The organism is Thalassolituus sp. (genome assembly GCF_984348125.1).
In genome coordinates, this window is sequence record NZ_CFHJLR010000003.1 from 202692 (window position 1) to 222217 (window position 19526).

The 19526-nt window shown below is 51.8% G+C and carries 18 protein-coding genes; 7 read left to right on the forward strand and 11 right to left on the reverse strand.

The genetic code is table 11. The annotated features are described in order from the left end of the window. Positions 1-101: 101 nt before the first annotated feature. Positions 102-416 (reverse strand): hypothetical protein, encoded by a 315-nt coding sequence (locus AC5E51_RS03585; RefSeq protein ID WP_068438400.1) that lies wholly within the window; start codon positions 414-416, stop codon positions 102-104. A gap of 21 nt (positions 417-437) precedes the next feature. After that, the gene (locus AC5E51_RS03590) at positions 438-1655 is read right to left on the reverse strand and encodes a glycosyltransferase (RefSeq protein WP_301378039.1); all 1218 of its coding nucleotides are present in this window, start codon (positions 1653-1655) and stop codon (positions 438-440) included. A gap of 114 nt (positions 1656-1769) precedes the next feature. On the opposite strand from AC5E51_RS03590, the gene AC5E51_RS03595 reads away from it, so the two are divergent. After that, positions 1770-2327 carry a hypothetical protein gene (locus AC5E51_RS03595; protein ID WP_297534021.1) on the forward strand — a complete coding sequence of 186 codons (558 nt, stop codon included), beginning with the start codon at positions 1770-1772 and terminating at the stop codon, positions 2325-2327. A gap of 72 nt (positions 2328-2399) precedes the next feature. Next, positions 2400-2945, forward strand: coding sequence for a nucleoside 2-deoxyribosyltransferase (locus AC5E51_RS03600; protein WP_297534020.1), 546 nt, complete (start codon positions 2400-2402; stop codon positions 2943-2945). On the opposite strand, the gene AC5E51_RS03605 is transcribed toward AC5E51_RS03600, so the two are convergent. Then, positions 2935-6042 (reverse strand): efflux RND transporter permease subunit, encoded by a 3108-nt coding sequence (locus AC5E51_RS03605; RefSeq protein WP_491778136.1) that lies wholly within the window; start codon positions 6040-6042, stop codon positions 2935-2937. The two genes, AC5E51_RS03600 and AC5E51_RS03605, sit on opposite strands and share 11 nt — an antisense overlap. 6 nt (positions 6043-6048) lie before the next feature. Beyond that, positions 6049-7227 carry an efflux RND transporter periplasmic adaptor subunit gene (locus tag AC5E51_RS03610; RefSeq protein WP_301378036.1) on the reverse strand — a complete coding sequence of 393 codons (1179 nt, stop codon included), beginning with the start codon at positions 7225-7227 and terminating at the stop codon, positions 6049-6051. A 108-nt stretch (positions 7228-7335) separates the two neighbouring features. Here AC5E51_RS03610 and AC5E51_RS03615 point away from each other — a divergent pair, with 108 nt between their 5' ends. Continuing rightward, complete coding sequence (locus tag AC5E51_RS03615; RefSeq protein ID WP_068438414.1) at positions 7336-7989, forward strand: TetR family transcriptional regulator; 654 nt, start codon at positions 7336-7338, stop codon at positions 7987-7989. A gap of 5 nt (positions 7990-7994) precedes the next feature. Here the strand turns inward: AC5E51_RS03615 and AC5E51_RS03620 are convergent, their stop codons facing one another. The 6 genes from AC5E51_RS03620 to AC5E51_RS03645 all read right to left on the reverse strand — a co-directional run bounded on the left by AC5E51_RS03620 (position 7995) and on the right by AC5E51_RS03645 (position 12622). Continuing rightward, positions 7995-8402, reverse strand: coding sequence for a hypothetical protein (locus tag AC5E51_RS03620; RefSeq protein ID WP_297534015.1), 408 nt, complete (start codon positions 8400-8402; stop codon positions 7995-7997). A 4-nt stretch (positions 8403-8406) separates the two neighbouring features. Further along, positions 8407-8844, reverse strand: coding sequence for a DUF2059 domain-containing protein (locus AC5E51_RS03625; protein WP_068438418.1), 438 nt, complete (start codon positions 8842-8844; stop codon positions 8407-8409). A gap of 31 nt (positions 8845-8875) precedes the next feature. Next, positions 8876-9679: a 2,5-didehydrogluconate reductase DkgB gene (gene dkgB, locus AC5E51_RS03630; protein ID WP_297534014.1), complete on the reverse strand. Its 804-nt coding sequence runs from the start codon at positions 9677-9679 to the stop codon at positions 8876-8878. A 285-nt stretch (positions 9680-9964) separates the two neighbouring features. Beyond that, positions 9965-11605 carry a chaperonin GroEL gene (groL, locus tag AC5E51_RS03635; protein ID WP_273089318.1) on the reverse strand — a complete coding sequence of 547 codons (1641 nt, stop codon included), beginning with the start codon at positions 11603-11605 and terminating at the stop codon, positions 9965-9967. A gap of 51 nt (positions 11606-11656) precedes the next feature. Next, complete coding sequence (locus AC5E51_RS03640) at positions 11657-11950, reverse strand: co-chaperone GroES (RefSeq protein WP_068438427.1); 294 nt, start codon at positions 11948-11950, stop codon at positions 11657-11659. A 192-nt stretch (positions 11951-12142) separates the two neighbouring features. Then, entirely contained in the window at positions 12143-12622 is a 480-nt protein-coding gene (locus AC5E51_RS03645; protein ID WP_297534013.1) for an FxsA family protein, read from the reverse strand. Between the two features lie 192 nt (positions 12623-12814). Here AC5E51_RS03645 and AC5E51_RS03650 point away from each other — a divergent pair, with 192 nt between their 5' ends. The 4 genes from AC5E51_RS03650 to AC5E51_RS03665 all read left to right on the forward strand — a co-directional run bounded on the left by AC5E51_RS03650 (position 12815) and on the right by AC5E51_RS03665 (position 17433). Beyond that, positions 12815-14263, forward strand: coding sequence for a flavin-containing monooxygenase (locus tag AC5E51_RS03650; RefSeq protein ID WP_068438430.1), 1449 nt, complete (start codon positions 12815-12817; stop codon positions 14261-14263). 122 nt (positions 14264-14385) lie between these two features. Then, a complete protein-coding gene (locus AC5E51_RS03655) occupies positions 14386-15144 on the forward strand; it encodes an SDR family oxidoreductase (RefSeq protein ID WP_068436931.1) in 759 nt (252 codons plus the stop codon). A gap of 4 nt (positions 15145-15148) precedes the next feature. Next, on the forward strand, positions 15149-15469 hold the full coding sequence (locus AC5E51_RS03660; protein ID WP_368043886.1) for an MGMT family protein: 321 nt from the start codon (positions 15149-15151) through the stop codon (positions 15467-15469). A 482-nt stretch (positions 15470-15951) separates the two neighbouring features. Further along, positions 15952-17433 carry a flavin-containing monooxygenase gene (locus AC5E51_RS03665; protein ID WP_297534012.1) on the forward strand — a complete coding sequence of 494 codons (1482 nt, stop codon included), beginning with the start codon at positions 15952-15954 and terminating at the stop codon, positions 17431-17433. A gap of 67 nt (positions 17434-17500) precedes the next feature. On the opposite strand, the gene AC5E51_RS03670 is transcribed toward AC5E51_RS03665, so the two are convergent. After that, positions 17501-19522 carry a methyl-accepting chemotaxis protein gene (locus AC5E51_RS03670; RefSeq protein WP_297534011.1) on the reverse strand — a complete coding sequence of 674 codons (2022 nt, stop codon included), beginning with the start codon at positions 19520-19522 and terminating at the stop codon, positions 17501-17503. Between the last annotated feature and the right edge of the window lie 4 nt (positions 19523-19526).

Genomic DNA, 19526 nt, shown 5'->3' on the forward strand with positions numbered 1-19526 from the left:
CACACCGGGCACAGCATCTGCCGGGTGTTTGTCGTCGGAATAACCCCATACATCGACGAACACGAAATACTTTACACCTGTCTGTAAAAATTAACCAGTACTCAGATATGAGTCGCCCGGTAAGGGCGGCGGCTGCGTTCTTTCCGCATGCAGTGTAACCACCAGATGCAGCAGGTTGGCGCCAGAATCAAGCCTATCGGTACGCCCACCAGTAGCGTCCAGCCCAACATTGACAGCCCGTAGAGAAGATCAGCAATATTCACGTCCCCCAGATGGCAGACGCCTCCGACCGAGGATATCAGGTCACACCCCAGAAACTCTGCCAATGAAGTTGCAAAGACAATAAACAGGAAAGGAGAAATCAACAGGAGGGCTGATGTCCAGAGGCTGATCAACGCTTTGTATGATAACTGCATCTGGCCCTCCAGACTGCTCACTTAGTGACGGTTCTTCGCCTCTATCCACTGCGCCATATACTGGGTGCTCTTGAGGCTATGGTGGCGAAGCATACCACCAATAAAGTCGCACTGGCGGTGTCTTTCGAGGCCATTGAGCAGGTCATCAATCCGAGTCAGTAAATTCTGGCCATGAATGGCCTCATTGAACCTGCCGATGGCCAGATGCGGCCCCCTTGCACTGTATTCGGACCACAGAAATTCATCCCTGTAGAGTGCAACCGCCGATTCAACGAACTCACTGGGTTCGTCGGCGACCATGGCTGGCGATGGTTCGCTACCGAACATGCCTTCCGCACCAATCCCTGAGGTCACCGCTGGCGTCCCCAGTGTGGCAGCATCCAGTAACTTCCCTTTAAGGCCCGCACCAAAGCGCAGAGGGGCCAGCATCACACGCGCGTTACTGATCACAGCCTCTGCGGAGGGTGCCCAGCCTTTGACTCTGAAACCAAGGCCCGGATTATCCAGCTGCGTTGCTTTCTTTGGCGGGTACGCGCCGTAAACGTGAAGCTCTGCAGATGGGAGCTGACGACGAATATCCGGCCATAACTCGCGTAACTGCAGCACGGCATCCCAGTTCGGTGCATGGCGAAAATTCCCGATTGCGACGAAGTGTTCACGCTCATTAAATGCTTTGATCTCCCGATCGGACGGACTAAGCATAAACGGCAGATACAGGATCTTTGATCGATCAACCGGAAAGTTATCTTGCAGCCAGCTCATTTCATATTCAGAGATGACAAGCGTCAGGTCACAGCGCAGCAGCGAAGCGATTTCCCGGAAAGCCATATCCGTCTGCCACTCCAGCTCAGTCACCGGGCGCCCTGCCTTAATCGCGCGGTGTCGGGCATCACGCAGGCAGTGAACGTCTTCCATATCAAGGATACGAAGCGCCTTCGGGGCAAACTTCTCGACGCGCCAGCCGAACTGCTCCTCCATCATAAAGCGGTCAAACATCACGATATCAGGCGACTGTTCCGTCAGCCAGGTATCAAAGGTCGATGAGTTCAGCTCAATACGATGCTTCTCTATGTCCATCGCAGCGAGGTTAACCGCATGATCACTGTCATCGGCGGGAGAGGCAAACAGCACACGGTAGCCGCTCGCACGCATCAGCGAGAGAATCTGCAGCATACGACTGCCCGCTGCTGATGAATTGGGTTCTGGCCAGACGTAGCCAATAGCAATAAAGGTTTTCATGGCGCGATTATAGCGCGTTGCACCGCACAATTTGGTCTTAACACGGAGACGACCAAAAACAGCCCGGATGCTGGTATACTCCGCTCCTGTTTTTAATTGCCCGACGGTTGAATAATGAGCGAAATTACCACTCCTGATTACCTCAAAGACGCCGAGCAACTGCTCAGCGAGAACGGTTTTGCAACCAGTGATGACTGGTATCACGGCACGGCCTCTGGTCTGGTAGACACGATTCTCAAAGACGGCCTGAAAGGCGGCGGCGATACAGAGACGGCTCAGCGTGAGCAGGGTACTCTGGGCACTATCGGCAACCGCCAATTCGAAACCAGCGAACCGGTGTTCCTCACGCAAAGCAAAGAGTTGGCGTACTTCTGGGCCGCACGTAAAGCCCACATGCGTAACCTATATTTCCGCAAAGAAGAGACGCCTGTCGTTCTCAAGGTGACGGCGCCTGAAAAAGTGACTCCGGATGTCGGCGGTACCGCTATCCTGCTGGAGCCTTCCAACACGTATATTATGATGTTGAAAGAGCTCTACGAGAAGAAAGGCATTGCCTGGATCGACGAATCGAATCCACTCAAGCTGCCACGTGAGACCTATCTCACCATGCTGGGGCTTGGCTACAGCTACAATGACATTCCGGCCGATAAAATCAGCCTTGTCAGTGAGTGACATGGCCTGAATTAAAGGTCTGAATAACGGCTGACATAGTGCTTTATCAGGCACTTGATATGGATAACTAAGATGAAGATCTATCTTGCGGGTCCGGAAGTCTTTTTCCCTGACGCGGATGAGCTCGGGGCCCGCAAGAAGCAGATCTGCGAAAAGTACGGTTTTACCGGCCTGTTTCCCCTCGATACACAGATTGCACCGGCCGCAACGGCCTCGGCAACCGGGTTCCTGATCAGCCATGAAAATGAACAACTGATCCGGGCCTGCGATCTGGTGATCGCCAACCTCACGCCTTTTCGTGGCGCCAGTGCCGACGTCGGTACCGTCTATGAGATTGGCCTTGCCCGCGGTATGGGTAAACCAATCCACGGCTACACTAATGACCCGGAGCTATACCACTCCCGTCTGAACGCTCTGTTTGGAAGCGGGACGGAACAGCCACAAGGTCAACTCTGTGACAGCGACGGCCTGAAGATCGAAGAGTTCGACCTGCGCGACAATCTTATGATTGATGGTGGTATCCATGCCAGCGGCGGACACTTTATCGCGGCACAAAAAAAGGCCGCCATCACAGAGACAGCGGCCTTTGAGAAAATCCTGATCAGGCTCAGCCGTTAAGCTTCACCCCGGACATTCTGCGCACCAGAACATAGAAGAGCGGGATAAAGAAGATCGCCAGTACAGTTGCGGCAACCACCCCACCAAACACCCCGGTACCAATCGCATGACGTGCACCTGAACCCGCGCCGGAGCTGAGCATCAGTGGTGTCACACCCAGACCAAAGGCCATCGATGTCATCAGGATCGGACGTAGACGCATACGGGTGGCATCAAGCGTTGCCTGAAGCAGTGTTTTACCCTGATCTTCCAGCGCTTTGGCAAACTCAACGATCAGAATCGCGTTCTTAGACGACAGACCAATGGTCGTCAGCAGGCCTACCTGGAAGAAGACGTCATTACCCAGTCCACGGAAATTAGCCGCAGCAACCGCACCAATAACACCCAGAGGCACAACCAGCATCACAGAGAACGGAATCGACCAGCTTTCATAAAGTGCCGCCAGGCACAGGAAGACTACCAGCAACGACAAGGCATACAGTAGTGGCGCCTGGTTACCGGCCTCAGCTTCCTGATAGGAAAGCCCGGTCCACTCGAAACCAAACCCGTCCGGCAACTGCGAGGCAATTTCTTCCATTGCCGCCATGGCATCACCGGTACTGAAACCTGGCGAAGCTGAGCCCTGAATATTTATCGACGGCACGCCGTTATAGCGTTGCAGCTGCTGTGCACCGTAGGTCCAGTTCCCTTCAGAGAAGCTTGAGAACGGTACCATTTCACCGCTGGTATTACGTACATACCAGTCGGTAATGTCATCCGGCAGCATGCGGTATGGTGCATCCGCCTGAACGTACACACGCTTGATCTGACCGCGGTCGAGGAAGTCATTCACATAACTCGAACCCCAGGCAACGGCCATGGTGCTGTTAATTTCAGAGACTGGGATACCCATCGCCAGCGCTTTCTGGTGATCCACTTTCAGGTCAAACTGAGGCGCATCAGGCAGACCACTGTATCGTACCTGATTCATTTTCTCGTGTTGATTGGCCTGGCCAAGTACCTGATAAGTCGCTCCCATCAGCGCTTCGTGCCCCATACCACTGCGATCCTGTAGCTGGAAGTTAAAACCGCTGGCCACACCAAGTGCAGGAATCGCTGGCGGGTTGATCGCGAATACAAAGGCTTCACGGATTTGAGAGAAAGCCCCCCATGCACGACCAACCACAGCCTGAACACCGTCTTTTTCAAGATCACGCTCATCCCAATCTTTAAGACGGATAAAGGCGATACCTGAGTTCTGACCACGACCTGAGAAGCTGAAACCAGCGGCCGCGAACATTGACTGCACAGCGTCTGATTCATTATCGAGGAAGTGATCTTCAATCTTCTTCAACACCTCAATCGTCTGCTCCTGTGACGAACCCACCGGCAACTGAACCAGCGCGATCAAGATGCCCTGATCTTCTTCGGGTAAGAACGCACTTGGCAGACGCATAAAGGCAAAGATCAGCACGCCAACAATCAGCACATACATCACCACATAACGAACCCAGTGGCGGATGGTGCTATCAACGCGATTACGATAGCCGTTCGTTGCTTTCTCAAACGTGCGGTTAAACCAGCCAAAGAAACCTCTTTTGGTCTGATGATCACCGTCGTGAGGTTTGAGCATAGTGGCACACAGTGCCGGCGTCAGAATCAATGCCACCAACACCGACAACACCATGGCCGACACGATAGTGATCGAGAATTGCTGATAAATTGCACCTGTCGAACCAGGGAAGAAGGCCATCGGAATAAATACAGCAGACAACACCAGGGCAATACCGACGAGAGCACCGGTAATTTCACCCATCGACTTGCGGGTTGCCTCAACGGGCCCAAGGCCCTCTTCAGCCATGATCCGCTCGACGTTTTCCACCACTACAATGGCGTCATCTACCAGAAGACCAATCGCCAGCACCATACCAAACATGGTCAGGGTGTTTACTGAGAAACCAAAGGCATAAAGAACCGCAAAGGTACCCAGCAGAACCACGGGCACTGCAATAGTAGGGATCAGTGTTGCACGGAAGTTCTGCAGGAACAGGTACATCACCAGGAAGACCAGTGCGATCCCTTCAAACAGAGTTTTCACAACCTCGGTAATAGAGATCTCAACAAATGGGGTCGTATCGTACGGGTAACTGACACTGAGGCTGTCCGGGAAAAACTCCTGCAGTTCAGCCAGACGCTCTTTTACCAGTTTTGCCGTGTCGAGCGCGTTTGCGCCAGATGCCAATGTGACGGCTAGACCAGCGGCCGGCTTACGGTTAAAGCGACCACTGATTTCATACGACTCAGAACCGAGTTCAATACGGGCAACGTCAGACAGCGTGACGCGCGAACCATCAGGTGTCACTTTCAGAAGAATCCGCCCAAACTCTTCTGGCGTTTCCAGAAGCGTCTGCACAACAATCGACGCATTCAATTGCTGGCCTTCAACAGCCGGCGTACCACCTAACTGACCACCAGCCACCTGATTATTCTGCACCTGAATCGCAGAGGTTACGTCGTTAGGCGTCAGGCTGTACTCATTCAGTTTGTTCGGATCCAGCCAGACACGCATTGCATACTGAGAGCCGAACAAGCGCGTATTACCCACGCCTTCAACACGGGCAATTGAGTCCTGAACATTTGCACCGATAAAGTCTGCGATATCAGAGCGCGTCATGCTGCCGTCTTCAGAAGTGAAACCAATCACCATCAGGAAGGTATCCGACGACTTAGCTACGCGTACACCCTGCTGCTGAACCGCCTGAGGCAGGCGTGGCGTCGCCATCTGCAGTTTATTCTGAACCTGAACCTGGGCGATGTCAGGATCAGTCCCAGCAGCAAAGGTCAGTGTGATCGACGCGTTACCCGATGAGTCACTGCTGGCCGACATGTAAAGCAGATTGTCGATACCGTTCATCTGCTCTTCAATCACCTGCGTCACAGAGTTCTCAACGGCTTTCGAAGACGCACCCGGATAGGTCGCAGTAATCTGAACTTCGGGTGGCGCCACCTGTGGATATTGCTCCACAGGCAGGTTGATGATCGACAGGGTACCCGCCAGCATCAGAATGATGGCGATTACCCAGGCGAAAATCGGGCGATCAATAAAGAAACGAGCCATAAATTATCAACCCTCAGCTGACGATTGTGCAGATGTTTTTTCAGCGTTGACGTCTACTGGCGTCACCGGTATCCCAGGGCCAATTTTCTGCAGGCCGTCGACAATTAGCTTATCTCCAGCCTTCAGACCAGACTTAATTAACCAGCTACCGCCCACGGCTTTCTCAGTTTTCACCGTGCGCTTCTCAACGATATTGTTCTCACCAATCACCAGCGCAGTGGCAGAACCGTTAGGCTGACGGGAAATGCCTTTCTGAGGAACGACAATGGCATTTTCACGCTCGCCCTGAGGCAGACGCGCACGAACAAACATGCCCGGCAGCAACGCACCATCAGGATTTGGAATCAAAGCGCGCAGAGCGACAGTACCTGTCTGTTCATCCACTGCGTATTCAGAAAACTGCAGAGTGCCTTTGTGTGGGTACACGGTACCGTCAGGGAGAGCCAGCTCGACGGTTGCCTGATCTTTACCGGTTGTGATCAGTTCGCCACTGGCCATCGCCGCACGCAGACTGCGTAGCTCTTCATAAGACTGAGTTAAGTCCACATAAATTGGGTCAAGCTGGCGGATCGTCACCAGCGCTGCTGCCTGATTCGCGGTGACCAGAGCACCTGCGGTCAGTGACGAACGACCGATACGACCGTTAATCGGCGCCTTGATCGTAGTGTATTCAACATTGATTCGAGCCGTATCCAGACGCGCCTGAGCAGCCGCCACCTGAGCTTCAGTGACAGCAAGATTCGCGTTGGCATCCTCCAGCTCCTGCTGGCTGACAGCCTCGGACTTACTCAGTTTGTCGTAACGGCCATCAGTAAGCTTCGCCAGTTCCCGGTTCGCTTGCGCATTCGCCAGGTCGGCTTCAGCACTGGCCAGTGCTGCCTGGTAAAGCTTGTCGTCCAATTGATATAGAGGCTGACCCGCCTTTACCCGATCCCCTTCCTTGAACAGGCGCTCTTCAATAATGCCTGTTACCTGCGGACGAACTTCAGCAACCTGATAAGGCGTTGTCCGGCCCGGCAACTCGTTCACCAGGGTAAACGGCTGTGCAGTCACTTCCACATATCCAGCCTGAGGCGGCGGCATCTGCCCACCACCGGCGGCTTGTTGGCCAGACTGCTCACCACAGGCAGCCAGAATAAATGAAACCGTCAGCGCAGCTGCTGGTAAACGGAATGATGTACGCATGAGTAACCTCAGTCTGGTGGTACTTTAAAGGGCACAATATACATACATGCACGAATGTATGTATAGTGTGAAACAGTGAGTTGTCATTCGTAGTACAGTGAGCCCGCCATGCCCCGCCGCACCAAAGAAGAAGCCCTACAGACCCGCGAGACGCTCATCGAAGCGGCGGAGGTAGTCTTCCACCGGAAGGGCGTTTCAGCATCCTCATTAAACGACATCGCGAAAGAAGCGGGTGTGACACGCGGTGCCGTCTACTGGCATTTCAAAAACAAACACGACATTTTCCAGGCCATCGTCGATCGTCTATTGGCTCCACTCGATGCCTTACACGACCAGATAGAAGACCCTTCGGAGCCTGATCCACTCAGCCGTTTCCGCGAGTTACTTGAATACCTTACTCTAGAAATCGCCCGTGATCCACGGCGCCGCCGCGGGTTTGAAATAGCATTTCTGAAATGCGAGCAGACCGAGGCCAATGCGGTGCTGAACGAGCGTCATCGCCAGAACTATCTGGATGGGTCAGAACGGATAAGAAAAGCTTTGGAAGCAGCCGTAAACAAAGGGCAGCTTCCGGCGGATCTGGACATTGAGCGCGGCGTTGCACACCTTCATATTCAGCTCACCGGAATTATCTACCTCTGGCTGGTACTGCCAGACGTAATCGATTTTAAGAAAGAAGCCCTCCACATGATCGACAGCTTCTTTTTGACGATTAAGCAGAATTTTGGCTCTCACTCCCAAGGCGACAATGAAAGCCAATAAGGGATTCAGGCTTTAGCGGCTGAAGCACTCTTCAGATACACCCAGGCAAAAAAGACCATAAACACGGCGTCGTTCAAGCCATAGATACTGTAGAAAATCCCCGCAAAGAGATCCTGCTCGTACACCGCCTGCAAATTATCTCTACTGAACCATGTCAGCCAGCAAACAACGTAGACCAGTTTTTCAACTGCAAAGGCTCCTGCGATCCAACGCAAATTGCCCGGTGTAAAAGCGGCCCCCAAATACGCCAGCCCCCAGACCATGATCATGATCAGACCGAAAGACGACATAACCACAGGGTCGGCTTCCATTAAGGCTGTATTCGTCAGGCCCTTTGAAAAAATAAGAACACCACTGATGTTAGCAATGGCAGCGGCGATAAAGCCTTGCTTAACCAACGAAGGATTCAACATTTAATTATTCCTGACGTTCCTTCAGTTTTTCTTGTGCGCGTTGCATCAATTTTATGCCCCACTCCTGACCAACCATCATGGATTCCTGCATGATCAGCGGCTGCACTTTGATCATTTTCTGACCTACATCTGACTGCAGAAACTTCAGCTGTGCATCGACATCCGCCTGAGTGAGGTGCTTCTGATAGATCGGGATCACCATATTTTCCAGCTCGTCGCCATCGACCTGGCTTGCAAATTCCTCCCAGAAAGCCTCAGGTGCATCCGGCACCATACGCTTCATGGAAGGTATCATCTGCTCCATCATCTGCGTGGCCATATTACCCGCGCCGGTTACCTGAAGAAGCTCTTTAACGCTCTCACTGCTGGGGGCCTCTGCCCACGAAGTCGCAGAAATAATGAACATCAGGCCCGTGAGAAAAGTTAACTTAATTGGTTTCATGCGATAGTACTTCAACAAATGAAGGCCTATGCTAATCCCATTGCGGAGCAAAGTCAGGGTCAATTTTACGGTCGCCCCGATCAAGCTTGCCGATTGCGATCATGTCTTCAGCATCAAGCTGTAAACCGTGACTGTTGAAGTTATCTTTCAGGTGATCTTTATTGGTCGATGCAGGAATGGTGATCAAACCGTTCTGTAACTGCCATGAAATGGCAACGTTTGCCGGCGTGACACCGTGCTTCCTGGCAATACGAACGATTTCTGGGTCAGAGAGAACCTCACCCACGTAGAATGGGTTATAGCCCGTGACCTTAATATCATTAGAAGCACAGAATGCGCGCAAATCATGGTTCTGAAGATACGGTTGTACTTCCACCTGATTCACATACAACTCGCCTGCCGGAAGAATACGCAGTGCATCTTTTAGCTGAGCGATAGTAAAGTTTGATACACCGATGTGCTTTGTCAGCCCCTGCTGCTTCGCTTTTAAAAGCTCGCTCAGGTACTCATCCATTGGTGCATTATCTTCTGGCGATGGCCAGTGAATCAGTAAAAGATCCACGTAATCCACAGACAGTTTTTCAAGGCTTTCCTTCACACTGGGTATAAATCCGGTCCGGTTCAGATGACTGTTCCAGACCTTAGTCGTCAGAAAGAACTCGTCACGCTCTAATTCAAAATCAGCGAGTGCGGAACCCACTTCAGATTCGTTATCGTAAATCTGAGCGGTGTCGATGTGGCGGAACCCCACATCAAGAGCGTCAGTAACTGCCTGATACGCGGTTTCGCCCTTCAGACGAAAAGTGCCCAACCCCAGAGAAGGAATATTTTTCATTACGCTACCTCATTATTAAAAACACAATAAGTCCGATAACGGAGAGGCTCCTAAGTTCGCAACATCTGTAAATGAGGCATAAAAAAAACCGGCCCTCGTGAGGCCGGTTTTAATTGCTCCCCGGTAAGGTCGCAATGTTCTTAAATACATAGTGAACAGCGTGAGCTTCGACAGATTGTATAAATCGACTACTGAGGGCAGTTCAGTCGAGGCGCTGGTTTCGACGTGTAGTTCACCTACACGAGAAACCAGCAACAAAGAATGAACAACCTCAGGGGGCGATTTTTACATCATGCCGCCCATACCGCCCATTCCACCCATACCACCCATGTCAGGGGCAGCAGGCGCATCCTGAGGAATCTCAGCAACCATGGCTTCGGTGGTGATCATCAGACCTGCCACAGAGGCTGCTGCCTGCAGAGATGAACGGGTCACTTTCGCTGGGTCAAGAATACCCATTTCGATCATATCGCCGTATTCACCGGTGGATGCATTGAAGCCGAATGAACCTTCACCGGCTTTTACTTTATCGACAACGACTGAGCCTTCAGCACCGGCGTTACCAGCGATCTGACGGATGGGAGCTTCCATCGCGCGCAGTGCCAGAGCAATACCCACGTTCTGGTCTTCGTTATCACCTTCGACGGTGATTCCGGTCAGAGCGCGAACCAGAGCAACACCACCACCAGCGACGACGCCTTCTTCAACCGCAGCACGGGTCGCGTGCAGAGCATCATCTACGCGGTCTTTCTTCTCTTTCATTTCAACTTCAGAGCCTGCACCGACTTTAATAACGGCTACACCGCCAGCCAGTTTCGCAACACGCTCCTGCAGCTTTTCTTTGTCGTAATCAGAGGTAGAGGCTTCCATCTCAGCACGGATCTGCTCAACACGGGCAGTCACGTCCTGCTGTGAACCAGCGCCGTCAACAACGACTGTGTTTTCTTTGCTGATAACAACGCGCTTGGCAGTACCCAGCATATCCAGAGTGGTTGTCTCGAGCGACATGCCCACTTCTTCAGAGATCACCTGACCACCGGTCAGCACTGCGATGTCCTGAAGCATGGCTTTCCGGCGATCACCGAAGCCTGGTGCTTTCACTGCAGCCACTTTGAAGGTGCCGCGCAGGTTGTTCACAACCAGAGTTGCCAGCGCCTGACCTTCAACGTCTTCTGCAATGATCAGCAGCGGACGTCCAGATTTAGCCACATTTTCGAGAACCGGAATCAGCTCCTGCAGATTGTCGATCTTTTTGTCGACCAGCAGCAGCAGAGGGTTCTCCAGCTCAGCAACCATTTTTTCCTGGTTGTTGATGAAGTATGGAGACAGGTAACCGCGGTCGAACTGCATGCCTTCTACAACGTCCAGCTCATCAGTCAGGCCTTTGCCTTCTTCTACTGTGATAACACCTTCTTTGCCGACTTTTTCCATCGCTTCGGCGATGATGCGACCTACGGTCTCGTCAGAGTTTGCTGAGATAGTACCTACCTGAGCGATGGCTTTGCTGTCTTCGCATGGTTTTGCCTGAGCTTTCAGCGCTTCAACAACCGCAGCAGTCGCCTTGTCGATACCGCGCTTCAGGTCCATTGGGTTCATGCCAGCAGCAACCGCTTTCAGACCTTCGTTAACAATCGCCTGCGCCAGTACGGTCGCGGTGGTTGTACCGTCACCCGCCTGATCGTTCGCTTGCGAAGCAACCTCTTTTACCATCTGGGCACCCATGTTTTCGAACTTATCTTCCAGTTCGATCTCACGTGCTACAGATACGCCGTCTTTTGTAATGGTCGGGCCACCAAAAGCCTTATCCAGAACGACGTTACGGCCTTTAGGACCCAGTGTTACTTTTACTGCGTCAGCCAGAATATTTACGCCGTCGAGCATTTTTGAACGGGCGTCATTACCAAACTTAACTTCTTTTGCTGCCATGGTAGTTTCCTTAAAATTCGTTGATTTGAAGTATCAGAAGACGGATAACAATTAGTCTTCGATTACACCGTAGATTTCGCTTTCGTTGAGAATCAGCAGTTCTTCGCCGTCTACAGTGATTGTGTTGGAACCTGAATACTTACCAAACACAACGATATCCCCTACGTTTACAGCCAGAGCCTGCACATCACCGTTATCCAGAACTCGGCCATTACCGACGGCTACCACTTCACCCTGATTCGGCTTCTCAGCCGCAGCGCCCGGCAGCAGGATGCCACCAGCAGTGGTTTGCTCTTCTTCCTTGCGACGAACTACGACGCGATCGTGTAAAGGACGGATTTTCATTTGAAGTTCTCTCCAATGTATATGCAAATAAGTTGCGTGTTATGAAACCCCGCTGTCAGCGTGCTCGCTGATCAGGCGGCCCCAAAATCTGTGTGGTTTTCTTTATTGGGGTGGTGATCTGGTTTTCAACACCCCAAAATGAAATTTTTTACTCTTGTCGCTTTTCGATCTTCACGCTTCAGTTTTCGCGTTTCAGTCTTCGCGTTTATAGTCTCCCTCAATCACATCACCACCAACCCGGCCATCCTTCTGAGGTCGTTGTGATTGGTGACGCTGATTGAACGGCTCCTGAGTGCCCGGCTGCTCGAATGGATTCATTACCTGAGGTTTGAATCGCTTCATGATCGACTGCGCCATCACTCCACGCACACCGGGAAGCAGAAGACTGAAGCCAAAGGCATCAGTAATGAATCCGGGAGTCAATAAAAGTGCACCGGCGAGCGCTAATAAGAAACCTTCAGCCAATTCCTGCGCCGGCAGGCTACCCTGCCGCATACGTTCACTGGCACGCATCAATGTGGCGAGACCCTGAGCACGCAATAGAGTGACACCGACCAGAGCGGTGAGAAGAATCAGAGCGAACGTCCACAGTATGCCGATGGCACTGCCAACTTTGATCAGGACGGCCAACTCGGCCATAGGAACAAGAATAAATATAAAGAGTAAAGGCACGTATAACTCCCGTAAGCTTTGCTATCTGAAATGGGGGCCAATCTTCTGAATACAACCCCAGCGGGACTGAAGCACAAGTCCGGGGATGGCCCATAAGTGTCACGATTGCCCGTAATTTGTCTTCTTTTGCCCTACTATTTGATACCTACACAACGGATAGTGCCCGCGTCAGATAATAATTGGAGTAAAAAAATGGCAACTGAACATTTCGACGTATTGATTGCAGGCGCGGGACTCTCCGGGATCGGGGTAGCTTGTCACCTGACAAAAAAGTGCCCTGATAAGTCATTTGCCATTCTGGAAGCCCGCGACGCCATTGGCGGCACCTGGGATCTGTTCCGCTACCCTGGAATCCGCTCTGATTCCGATATGTTTACACTGGGCTACCGCTTTAAGCCCTGGACCAGCGATAAGGGCATCGCCGACGGCGGTGACATCCGCCAGTACATACGTGATGCTGCGACTGAAAATAAAGTCGATGAGAAAATCCGCTTTAAGCACAAAGTTAAGAATGCCGACTGGAACAGCCGTGAAAAACTCTGGACTGTGACCTCGGACGTTGACGGCGAAACCCGCACCTATACGGCCAAGTACCTGGTCGGTTGTACCGGTTATTACGATTACGATGAAGGCTTCACGCCAGAATTTGCAGGACGTGAAGACTTCAAAGGTCAGGTGATTCATCCGCAGTTCTGGCCGGAAGATCTCGACTACACCGGTAAGAAAGTCGTGGTGATCGGTTCAGGTGCAACGGCGGTTACATTAATCCCGTCTATGTCACGCGAAGTTGAAAGCATTACTATGCTACAGCGCTCGCCAACCTACATCGTGCCAGTACCGAGCAAAGACAAACTCGCTATCCGCCTGCGTAAGTTCCTGCCAGAGAGTTTCGTATACAGCATCATCCGTAGCCGTAACATCATGCTGACCATGGCGTTCTACAACTACTGCAAACGCTTCCCGCAGAAAGCCCGTGACTTTATCTTCAACTTCAATAAGAAGATTCTGCCGAAAGACTTCGACATGTCGCACTTCACTCCGAAGTACAACCCATGGGATGAGCGTTTGTGTGCCGTTCCCGGCGGCGACCTGTACAAGGCCATTCACAAGGGCAAAGCAGACGTTGTGACAGACCACATCGATAAGTTCGTCGACAATGGTATCCTGCTGAAATCAGGTAAAACGCTGGAAGCCGACATCATCATTACCGCTACGGGTCTGAAAGTTGTTGTGCTTGGTAAAATCAACGTCACTATGGATGGGCAGCCTTTCGATGTCACCGATAAGATGAGCTACCGGGGCGTGATGTTCGAAGGTATCCCGAACGCCGCCATGGTGTTTGGTTACACGAACTCATCGTGGACGCTGAAAGCGGACCTTATTGCTGACTACTTCTGTCGTGTTGTGAACTACATGGATGATAAGGGCTACGACGAAGTTATTCCGGTCAACCATGATCCGGGAATGGCGAAAAAGTCCTTCATCGACCTGACATCAGGCTATATCTCCCGGGTAAAAGATCAGCTACCGAAGCAAGGCACCAAAGGCGCCTGGAAGCTGCATCAGAACTACTTCCGTGATTGGCTGTCTCTCCGTGCCAGCCGAATTACCGCAAAAGAGCTTCAGTACGGTAAGAAGTAAGCTCTATCGCTCTGCTTGTCCGGGCACCCGCCCGGGCAAAGCGGACAGAGCTGCCAGTACCTGCAAGGGACACTGGCTAGCCGCTATACTCTCAGGGCATTCAGCCGCCCCAGGAGCCCCCCATGAATATTCACGGACACACAATCGCAATCACTGGCGCAGGACAGGGACTCGGCCGCACTATGGCTGTAGAACTCGCCAAGAAAGGCGCCCGCCTCGCTATTATTGATCTCAACCCTGAGCCGATGCAGGAAACACAACGCCTGATCAGTGCTTTGGGAGGGGAAGCTCGAATATACGAATGCAATGTCGCCGATGAAGATTCCGTCGTCTCCACCTTCAATACGATTAACACCGACTTCGGTGGGATTCACGGCCTGATCAACAACGCTGGCATCCTACGCGACGGGCTCTTCGTTAAATCAAAGAACGACGAAATTACAACCATGAGCCTGGCCAACTGGCAAATGGTGATCGACGTTAACCTTACCGGTGTTTTTCTGTGCGGGCGGGAAGCCGCCAGCCATATGGTGCGTAACAAAGAGCCCGGCTGCCTGATCAATATATCCAGTATCAGTCGCGCAGGTAACGTTGGCCAGACCAACTACTCTGCCGCCAAGGCTGGTGTTGCCGCAATGGCCGTTACCTGGGCGAAAGAGCTGGCGCGTTACAACATCCGTTCAAACGCTATTGCGCCGGGCTTTATATCTACAGAAATGACATCTGGTATGCGCCCGGAAACACTGGAGATGATCTGCTCCGGCATCCCGGCATCACGCATGGGGACCCCTGAAGAAATAGCACATGCTGTTATTTTTCTGCTCGAAAATGAATACGTTTCAGGCCGGGTCATTGAAGTCGACGGAGCATTACGCATCTGAGTCTATGCCCGAAGAGATCCAGACACCTTCTGATGAAGAGAAGCTCTACATTGCCTTGAGCAGCGTGCCGGCTGGGCGGGTCATTGCCTATGGAGAGCTTGCCCGGTTGGCCGGGCTCCCGGGACGAGCGCGCTGGGCCGGACGCACACTGTCAAAACTTCCGGATGAAACAGCTCTGCCGTGGCACCGGGTAATCAATGCCAACCGGAAAATAAGCCTGCCAAATGGCTCACCAGGCTATGAAGAACAACGGCAGCGCCTGCTCGAAGAAGGCATCCATTTCTCTCCTGCAGGCACAATCGACAGGAAATTCCTCCTGACCTGAATGCACAAATCCGACGGATATGACGTTAAAGCACCCCATAAGATGCCGGGTGCTGAAACGACGTCTGAAAGATGCCACTCCATAACCCAGCGCACATGAGAGAAAGAAAAGCTATTAGACTTACACTCTCGATAGCTTTAGTGCATGAAATTAAAAACGCCAGATCAACATCAAATGCGATAGTGAGTACAAACTAACAAACAGAAGCGGACACCGCTATAACAATCCCGGCCAAGGCAATGAAGCCAGCAATGACGGGGCTTTTAGAGCCAATCAATAGTGTATTCTGCATCAGGCAACTGGCGGGTTTCACGACATGTGTCAATTAAGTACAGATTTGTGTCGGCCAATCACCTTTCCCCCTTGCTTTATTTCAGACAAATTACACACCATCAGCCGCAAGGCACCCTTGAACAACGAGGGCCTGCTACCGACATATACCGGTCAGCAAGCCGACTCATACGATAACAACAGGTGTGACTATGTCTCAGACTAACGAATATTTTGACCTTCTAATCATCGGCGCAGGCCTGTCAGGCATTGGTGCTGGTTGCCACATGAAAAAAGAATGTCCGGGAAAAAGCTTCGCCATTCTGGAAGGCCGTCAGGCAATTGGTGGCACCTGGGACCTGTTCCGCTACCCTGGTATCCGTTCAGACTCTGACATGTACACTCTGGGCTATGAATTCAAACCATGGGTAAACAAAAAAGGCATCGCTGATGGCGACGACATCCGTAACTACATCCGCGAAGCTGCTCAGGAAAATAAAGTAGAAGAGCACATCCGCTTTGGCCACAAAGTGATCGGCGCTGACTACTCGAGCAGTGAATCACTGTGGACAGTCACGGTAGAAGTTGATGGCGAGACACGTACCTATCGCTCACAGTTCCTGCTGAGCTGTACTGGTTACTACAACTACAACGAAGGTTTCACGCCTGACTTCGAAGGTCGTGATGACTTCAAAGGCCAGATTCTTCACCCACAATTCTGGCCTGAAGACCTGGATTACGAAGGCAAAAACGTACTCGTAATCGGCTCTGGTGCAACGGCGGTTACTCTGGTGCCGGCGATGACCGACAAGGCTAAGAGCGTTACTATGCTGCAGCGTTCGCCGTCTTACGTGATTTCTGTACCGCAGATGGACCCTATGATTAACTTCATGCGTAAAATCATGCCTGAAAAGTGGGTCTACAAAATCACACGCGGTCGTAATGTGACTATCACCCTGGCTATCTACAATTTCTGTAAGAAATTCCCGGGGCTGGCTCGTAAGCTTCTGCAGAAGCAGGTATCCAGCCAACTGCCTAAAGACTTCGATATGTCGCACTTTACGCCTAAGTACAATCCTTGGGATGAGCGTCTGTGCGCTGTGCCAAATGGCGATATGTTCAAAGCAATCAAGGCCGGTAAAGCCAACGTCGTTACCGATCACATTGATCGTTTCGTCGAGAACGGTATTCTGCTGAAGTCTGGCAAAGTACAGCAAGCGGACATCATCGTAACGGCGACAGGCCTGAAAATTCAGCTGCTTGGCAACATGAATCTGACGATGGATGGTCAGGAAATTCCAATGCCAGAGAAGATGAGCTACCGTGGCGTGATGTTCGAGGACATCCCGAACTTCGGCATGATCTTCGGTTACACCAACGCATCCTGGACACTGAAAGCCGACATGCTGTCTAAATGGTTCTGTGGTCTGATGAAGCACATGGATCACATTGGCGCCCGTGAAGCTAAGCCTGTGAACCACCACGGTAAAATGGAAACGCGTCCATTTGTAGACATGCAGTCTGGTTACATCGCGCGTATGGCCCACACTCTGCCTCGTCAGGGCATGGAAAAGCCATGGAAGCTTTACCAGAACTACTTCGCAGATATGGCAGCCCTGAAAACGGCTAACTACGATGAAGAAACCATCGAATATGGCAACAGAATAGAAACGACTGAACCGCGACCTGCGTGATCATCCTCTGTTACTGATGAAAAGAGCCCACTCTCAACGAGTGGGCCCGTATCGACCTACGTCGCGGTCAGTTAACTTTAAACTGGTCGACTTTATTGCCCAGCGATTCAGCGATTGAACGGGTCTTGGCAACGGCCTGAACCGTACCTTCTGCATTGCGCGACGTTTCTTCACCCGTACTGCGGATCTCACTAAGATTTGTGCGCAAGCGCGTCGCCGCCTCGCGCTGCTGTCCAGCGGTACCCGCAATCCGGTCAGTACGCTGCTGAATATCGCCCATGCTCTGTTGAATTTCTGCCAGAGTGTCACTGACTTGTACCGAATTTTTCACGGTTGCATCCACCATGTCGCGGTTGACGCGCATGGTGTCGACTGCTTTCACAATGTTTTCCTGAACATCGCTGATCAAGGTTTCAATCTCCTGAGCGGACCCCTGAGTTCGGCTCGCCAGTGTCCTCACTTCATCCGCGACCACAGCAAACCCACGGCCTTGCTCTCCAGCCCGAGCAGCTTCAATAGCAGCATTCAGAGCCAATAGATTGGTTTGTTCCGCAATACCTTTAATCGTTTCAAGGATAGAGCTGATGCTGGTCGAGTTTTCGGCCAGGCGGTTTACAGCCGCCATCGAATTTTCCATTTCGTCAGACAGACGGCCGACCTCGCCCATGACGCGTGTCACAACCTTGCCTGCTTCGTCGGATTTGCCCTGTCCTGAGCGGGCTGCCTCTTCGGCTTCTTCTGCAAGACGGCTGACATCAGCCGCACTCTCAGCAACCTCTTCAATGGTGGTGCTAACCTCGTTCGTCTGCGCTAACTGCACGGTGACTGCCTCGCGACTGCGGTCTGCGATGGATTCAACTTCAGATACATTGCTGCCCACCTCAGATGCAGAATCTTTGACCGCGGTCAGAGTCTGACGAATATTATCGATCATCTGATTAAAGGCATCCCGCAACTGCCCCATTTCATCACTGCCAACCACTTCAATCCGCCGGGTGAAGTCACCCTCTGCGACCACGCCCGCAGTTTTGGTAAAGCTTTTGATCGTCGCCCGAACAGACATAAAGAACGAGAGGTACAGGTAAACAATAATAGAGAGTGTTACGAGCAGCACAGTAACGAGTGTGGTGACCCGGGTGGTCTGGCCAGCCAGTCGCTCTTCAAGTCGGGTCTGAAGCAGAGGGAATGCATTACCACGCATGTTATCGAAAACGGACGATGCCTCAAGATAGTAATTATGGAAATCCTGCCAGGGCCGCTCAATAGAGGCAGCCATAATGACCTGTTCATCCAGGGTCATTCTCAGGTCATTCAGAAATGCCAGGACATTACGTGCATTATCGGCAAGTGCCGCATCACCCGTCACTTCAGCGTTAGCCATAACCAACTCTGTTCCCTGCTCAGCCGCCAGAATCTCATCATAAATAAGATTCATAAGATCGTAAGTCGATGACTGTAGATACTGCTCAGCAAAGGCATAAATACCTGCGGAGTGGCCAAGACCAGCAGCTTTCTCGACCTGAGGGAGATCAATCAGCAAGGTAGACGTCAGACGTTGGATAGTGTCATCAGAGTCCAATGTAAGCCCGGACGTCTGCGCATACTGGCGGGCGGTCAGATAGATCTCTTCGATGTTCGTCTGGAAGTAATTAAATTGATCAAGAAAAGCCGGTTGGCGTTGCTCACCAACGATACTGAAACGTCCCAGGTATTGAGAGCGCCACTCTTCGATAGTGGTGATCAGGTTATCGTCATCAAGTTGGTCGATCAGCGTATTGGTTTTTTGCGGCAGCAAACCAATCAAGCGCGTCGCCTCATCTCTTAGCGCCTGATCACTCTGAATCACCGCCGCTGCAGAAATGTCGCGAACATTTTCAAGCTCTTTGGCAAAAGCGAGCAACAATTCAACAGAATAAACAGCGTTAATCTCACGCTCAGTTTTCTTCATGGAGTCGAATGCGGCCAGAAAGACCTGGCCGCTGAGGATTACGAGAGGCACCAGAAACAGGAAACTGATGAGGCTGAACTTGGAGGCGTAGCTTAAACGCCCCATAAACTTGATACCCGGAAGCATCAGTGACCTGAACATATGT

Bases quoted from the DNA above. Each gene is read 5' to 3' on its own strand.
- AC5E51_RS03585 (WP_068438400.1), bottom strand. From the start codon at position 416: ATGCAGTTATCATACAAAGCGTTGATCAGCCTCTGGACATCAGCCCTC.
- AC5E51_RS03590 (WP_301378039.1), bottom strand. From the start codon at position 1,655: ATGAAAACCTTTATTGCTATTGGCTACGTCTGGCCAGAACCCAATTCA.
- AC5E51_RS03595 (WP_297534021.1), top strand. From the start codon at position 1,770: ATGAGCGAAATTACCACTCCTGATTACCTCAAAGACGCCGAGCAACTG.
- AC5E51_RS03600 (WP_297534020.1), top strand. From the start codon at position 2,400: ATGAAGATCTATCTTGCGGGTCCGGAAGTCTTTTTCCCTGACGCGGAT.
- AC5E51_RS03605 (WP_491778136.1), bottom strand. From the start codon at position 6,042: ATGGCTCGTTTCTTTATTGATCGCCCGATTTTCGCCTGGGTAATCGCC.
- AC5E51_RS03610 (WP_301378036.1), bottom strand. From the start codon at position 7,227: ATGCGTACATCATTCCGTTTACCAGCAGCTGCGCTGACGGTTTCATTT.
- AC5E51_RS03615 (WP_068438414.1), top strand. From the start codon at position 7,336: ATGCCCCGCCGCACCAAAGAAGAAGCCCTACAGACCCGCGAGACGCTC.
- AC5E51_RS03620 (WP_297534015.1), bottom strand. From the start codon at position 8,402: ATGTTGAATCCTTCGTTGGTTAAGCAAGGCTTTATCGCCGCTGCCATT.
- AC5E51_RS03625 (WP_068438418.1), bottom strand. From the start codon at position 8,844: ATGAAACCAATTAAGTTAACTTTTCTCACGGGCCTGATGTTCATTATT.
- dkgB (WP_297534014.1), bottom strand. From the start codon at position 9,679: ATGAAAAATATTCCTTCTCTGGGGTTGGGCACTTTTCGTCTGAAGGGC.
- groL (WP_273089318.1), bottom strand. From the start codon at position 11,605: ATGGCAGCAAAAGAAGTTAAGTTTGGTAATGACGCCCGTTCAAAAATG.
- AC5E51_RS03640 (WP_068438427.1), bottom strand. From the start codon at position 11,950: ATGAAAATCCGTCCTTTACACGATCGCGTCGTAGTTCGTCGCAAGGAA.
- AC5E51_RS03650 (WP_068438430.1), top strand. From the start codon at position 12,815: ATGGCAACTGAACATTTCGACGTATTGATTGCAGGCGCGGGACTCTCC.
- AC5E51_RS03655 (WP_068436931.1), top strand. From the start codon at position 14,386: ATGAATATTCACGGACACACAATCGCAATCACTGGCGCAGGACAGGGA.
- AC5E51_RS03660 (WP_368043886.1), top strand. From the start codon at position 15,149: ATGCCCGAAGAGATCCAGACACCTTCTGATGAAGAGAAGCTCTACATT.
- AC5E51_RS03665 (WP_297534012.1), top strand. From the start codon at position 15,952: ATGTCTCAGACTAACGAATATTTTGACCTTCTAATCATCGGCGCAGGC.
- AC5E51_RS03670 (WP_297534011.1), bottom strand. From the start codon at position 19,522: ATGTTCAGGTCACTGATGCTTCCGGGTATCAAGTTTATGGGGCGTTTA.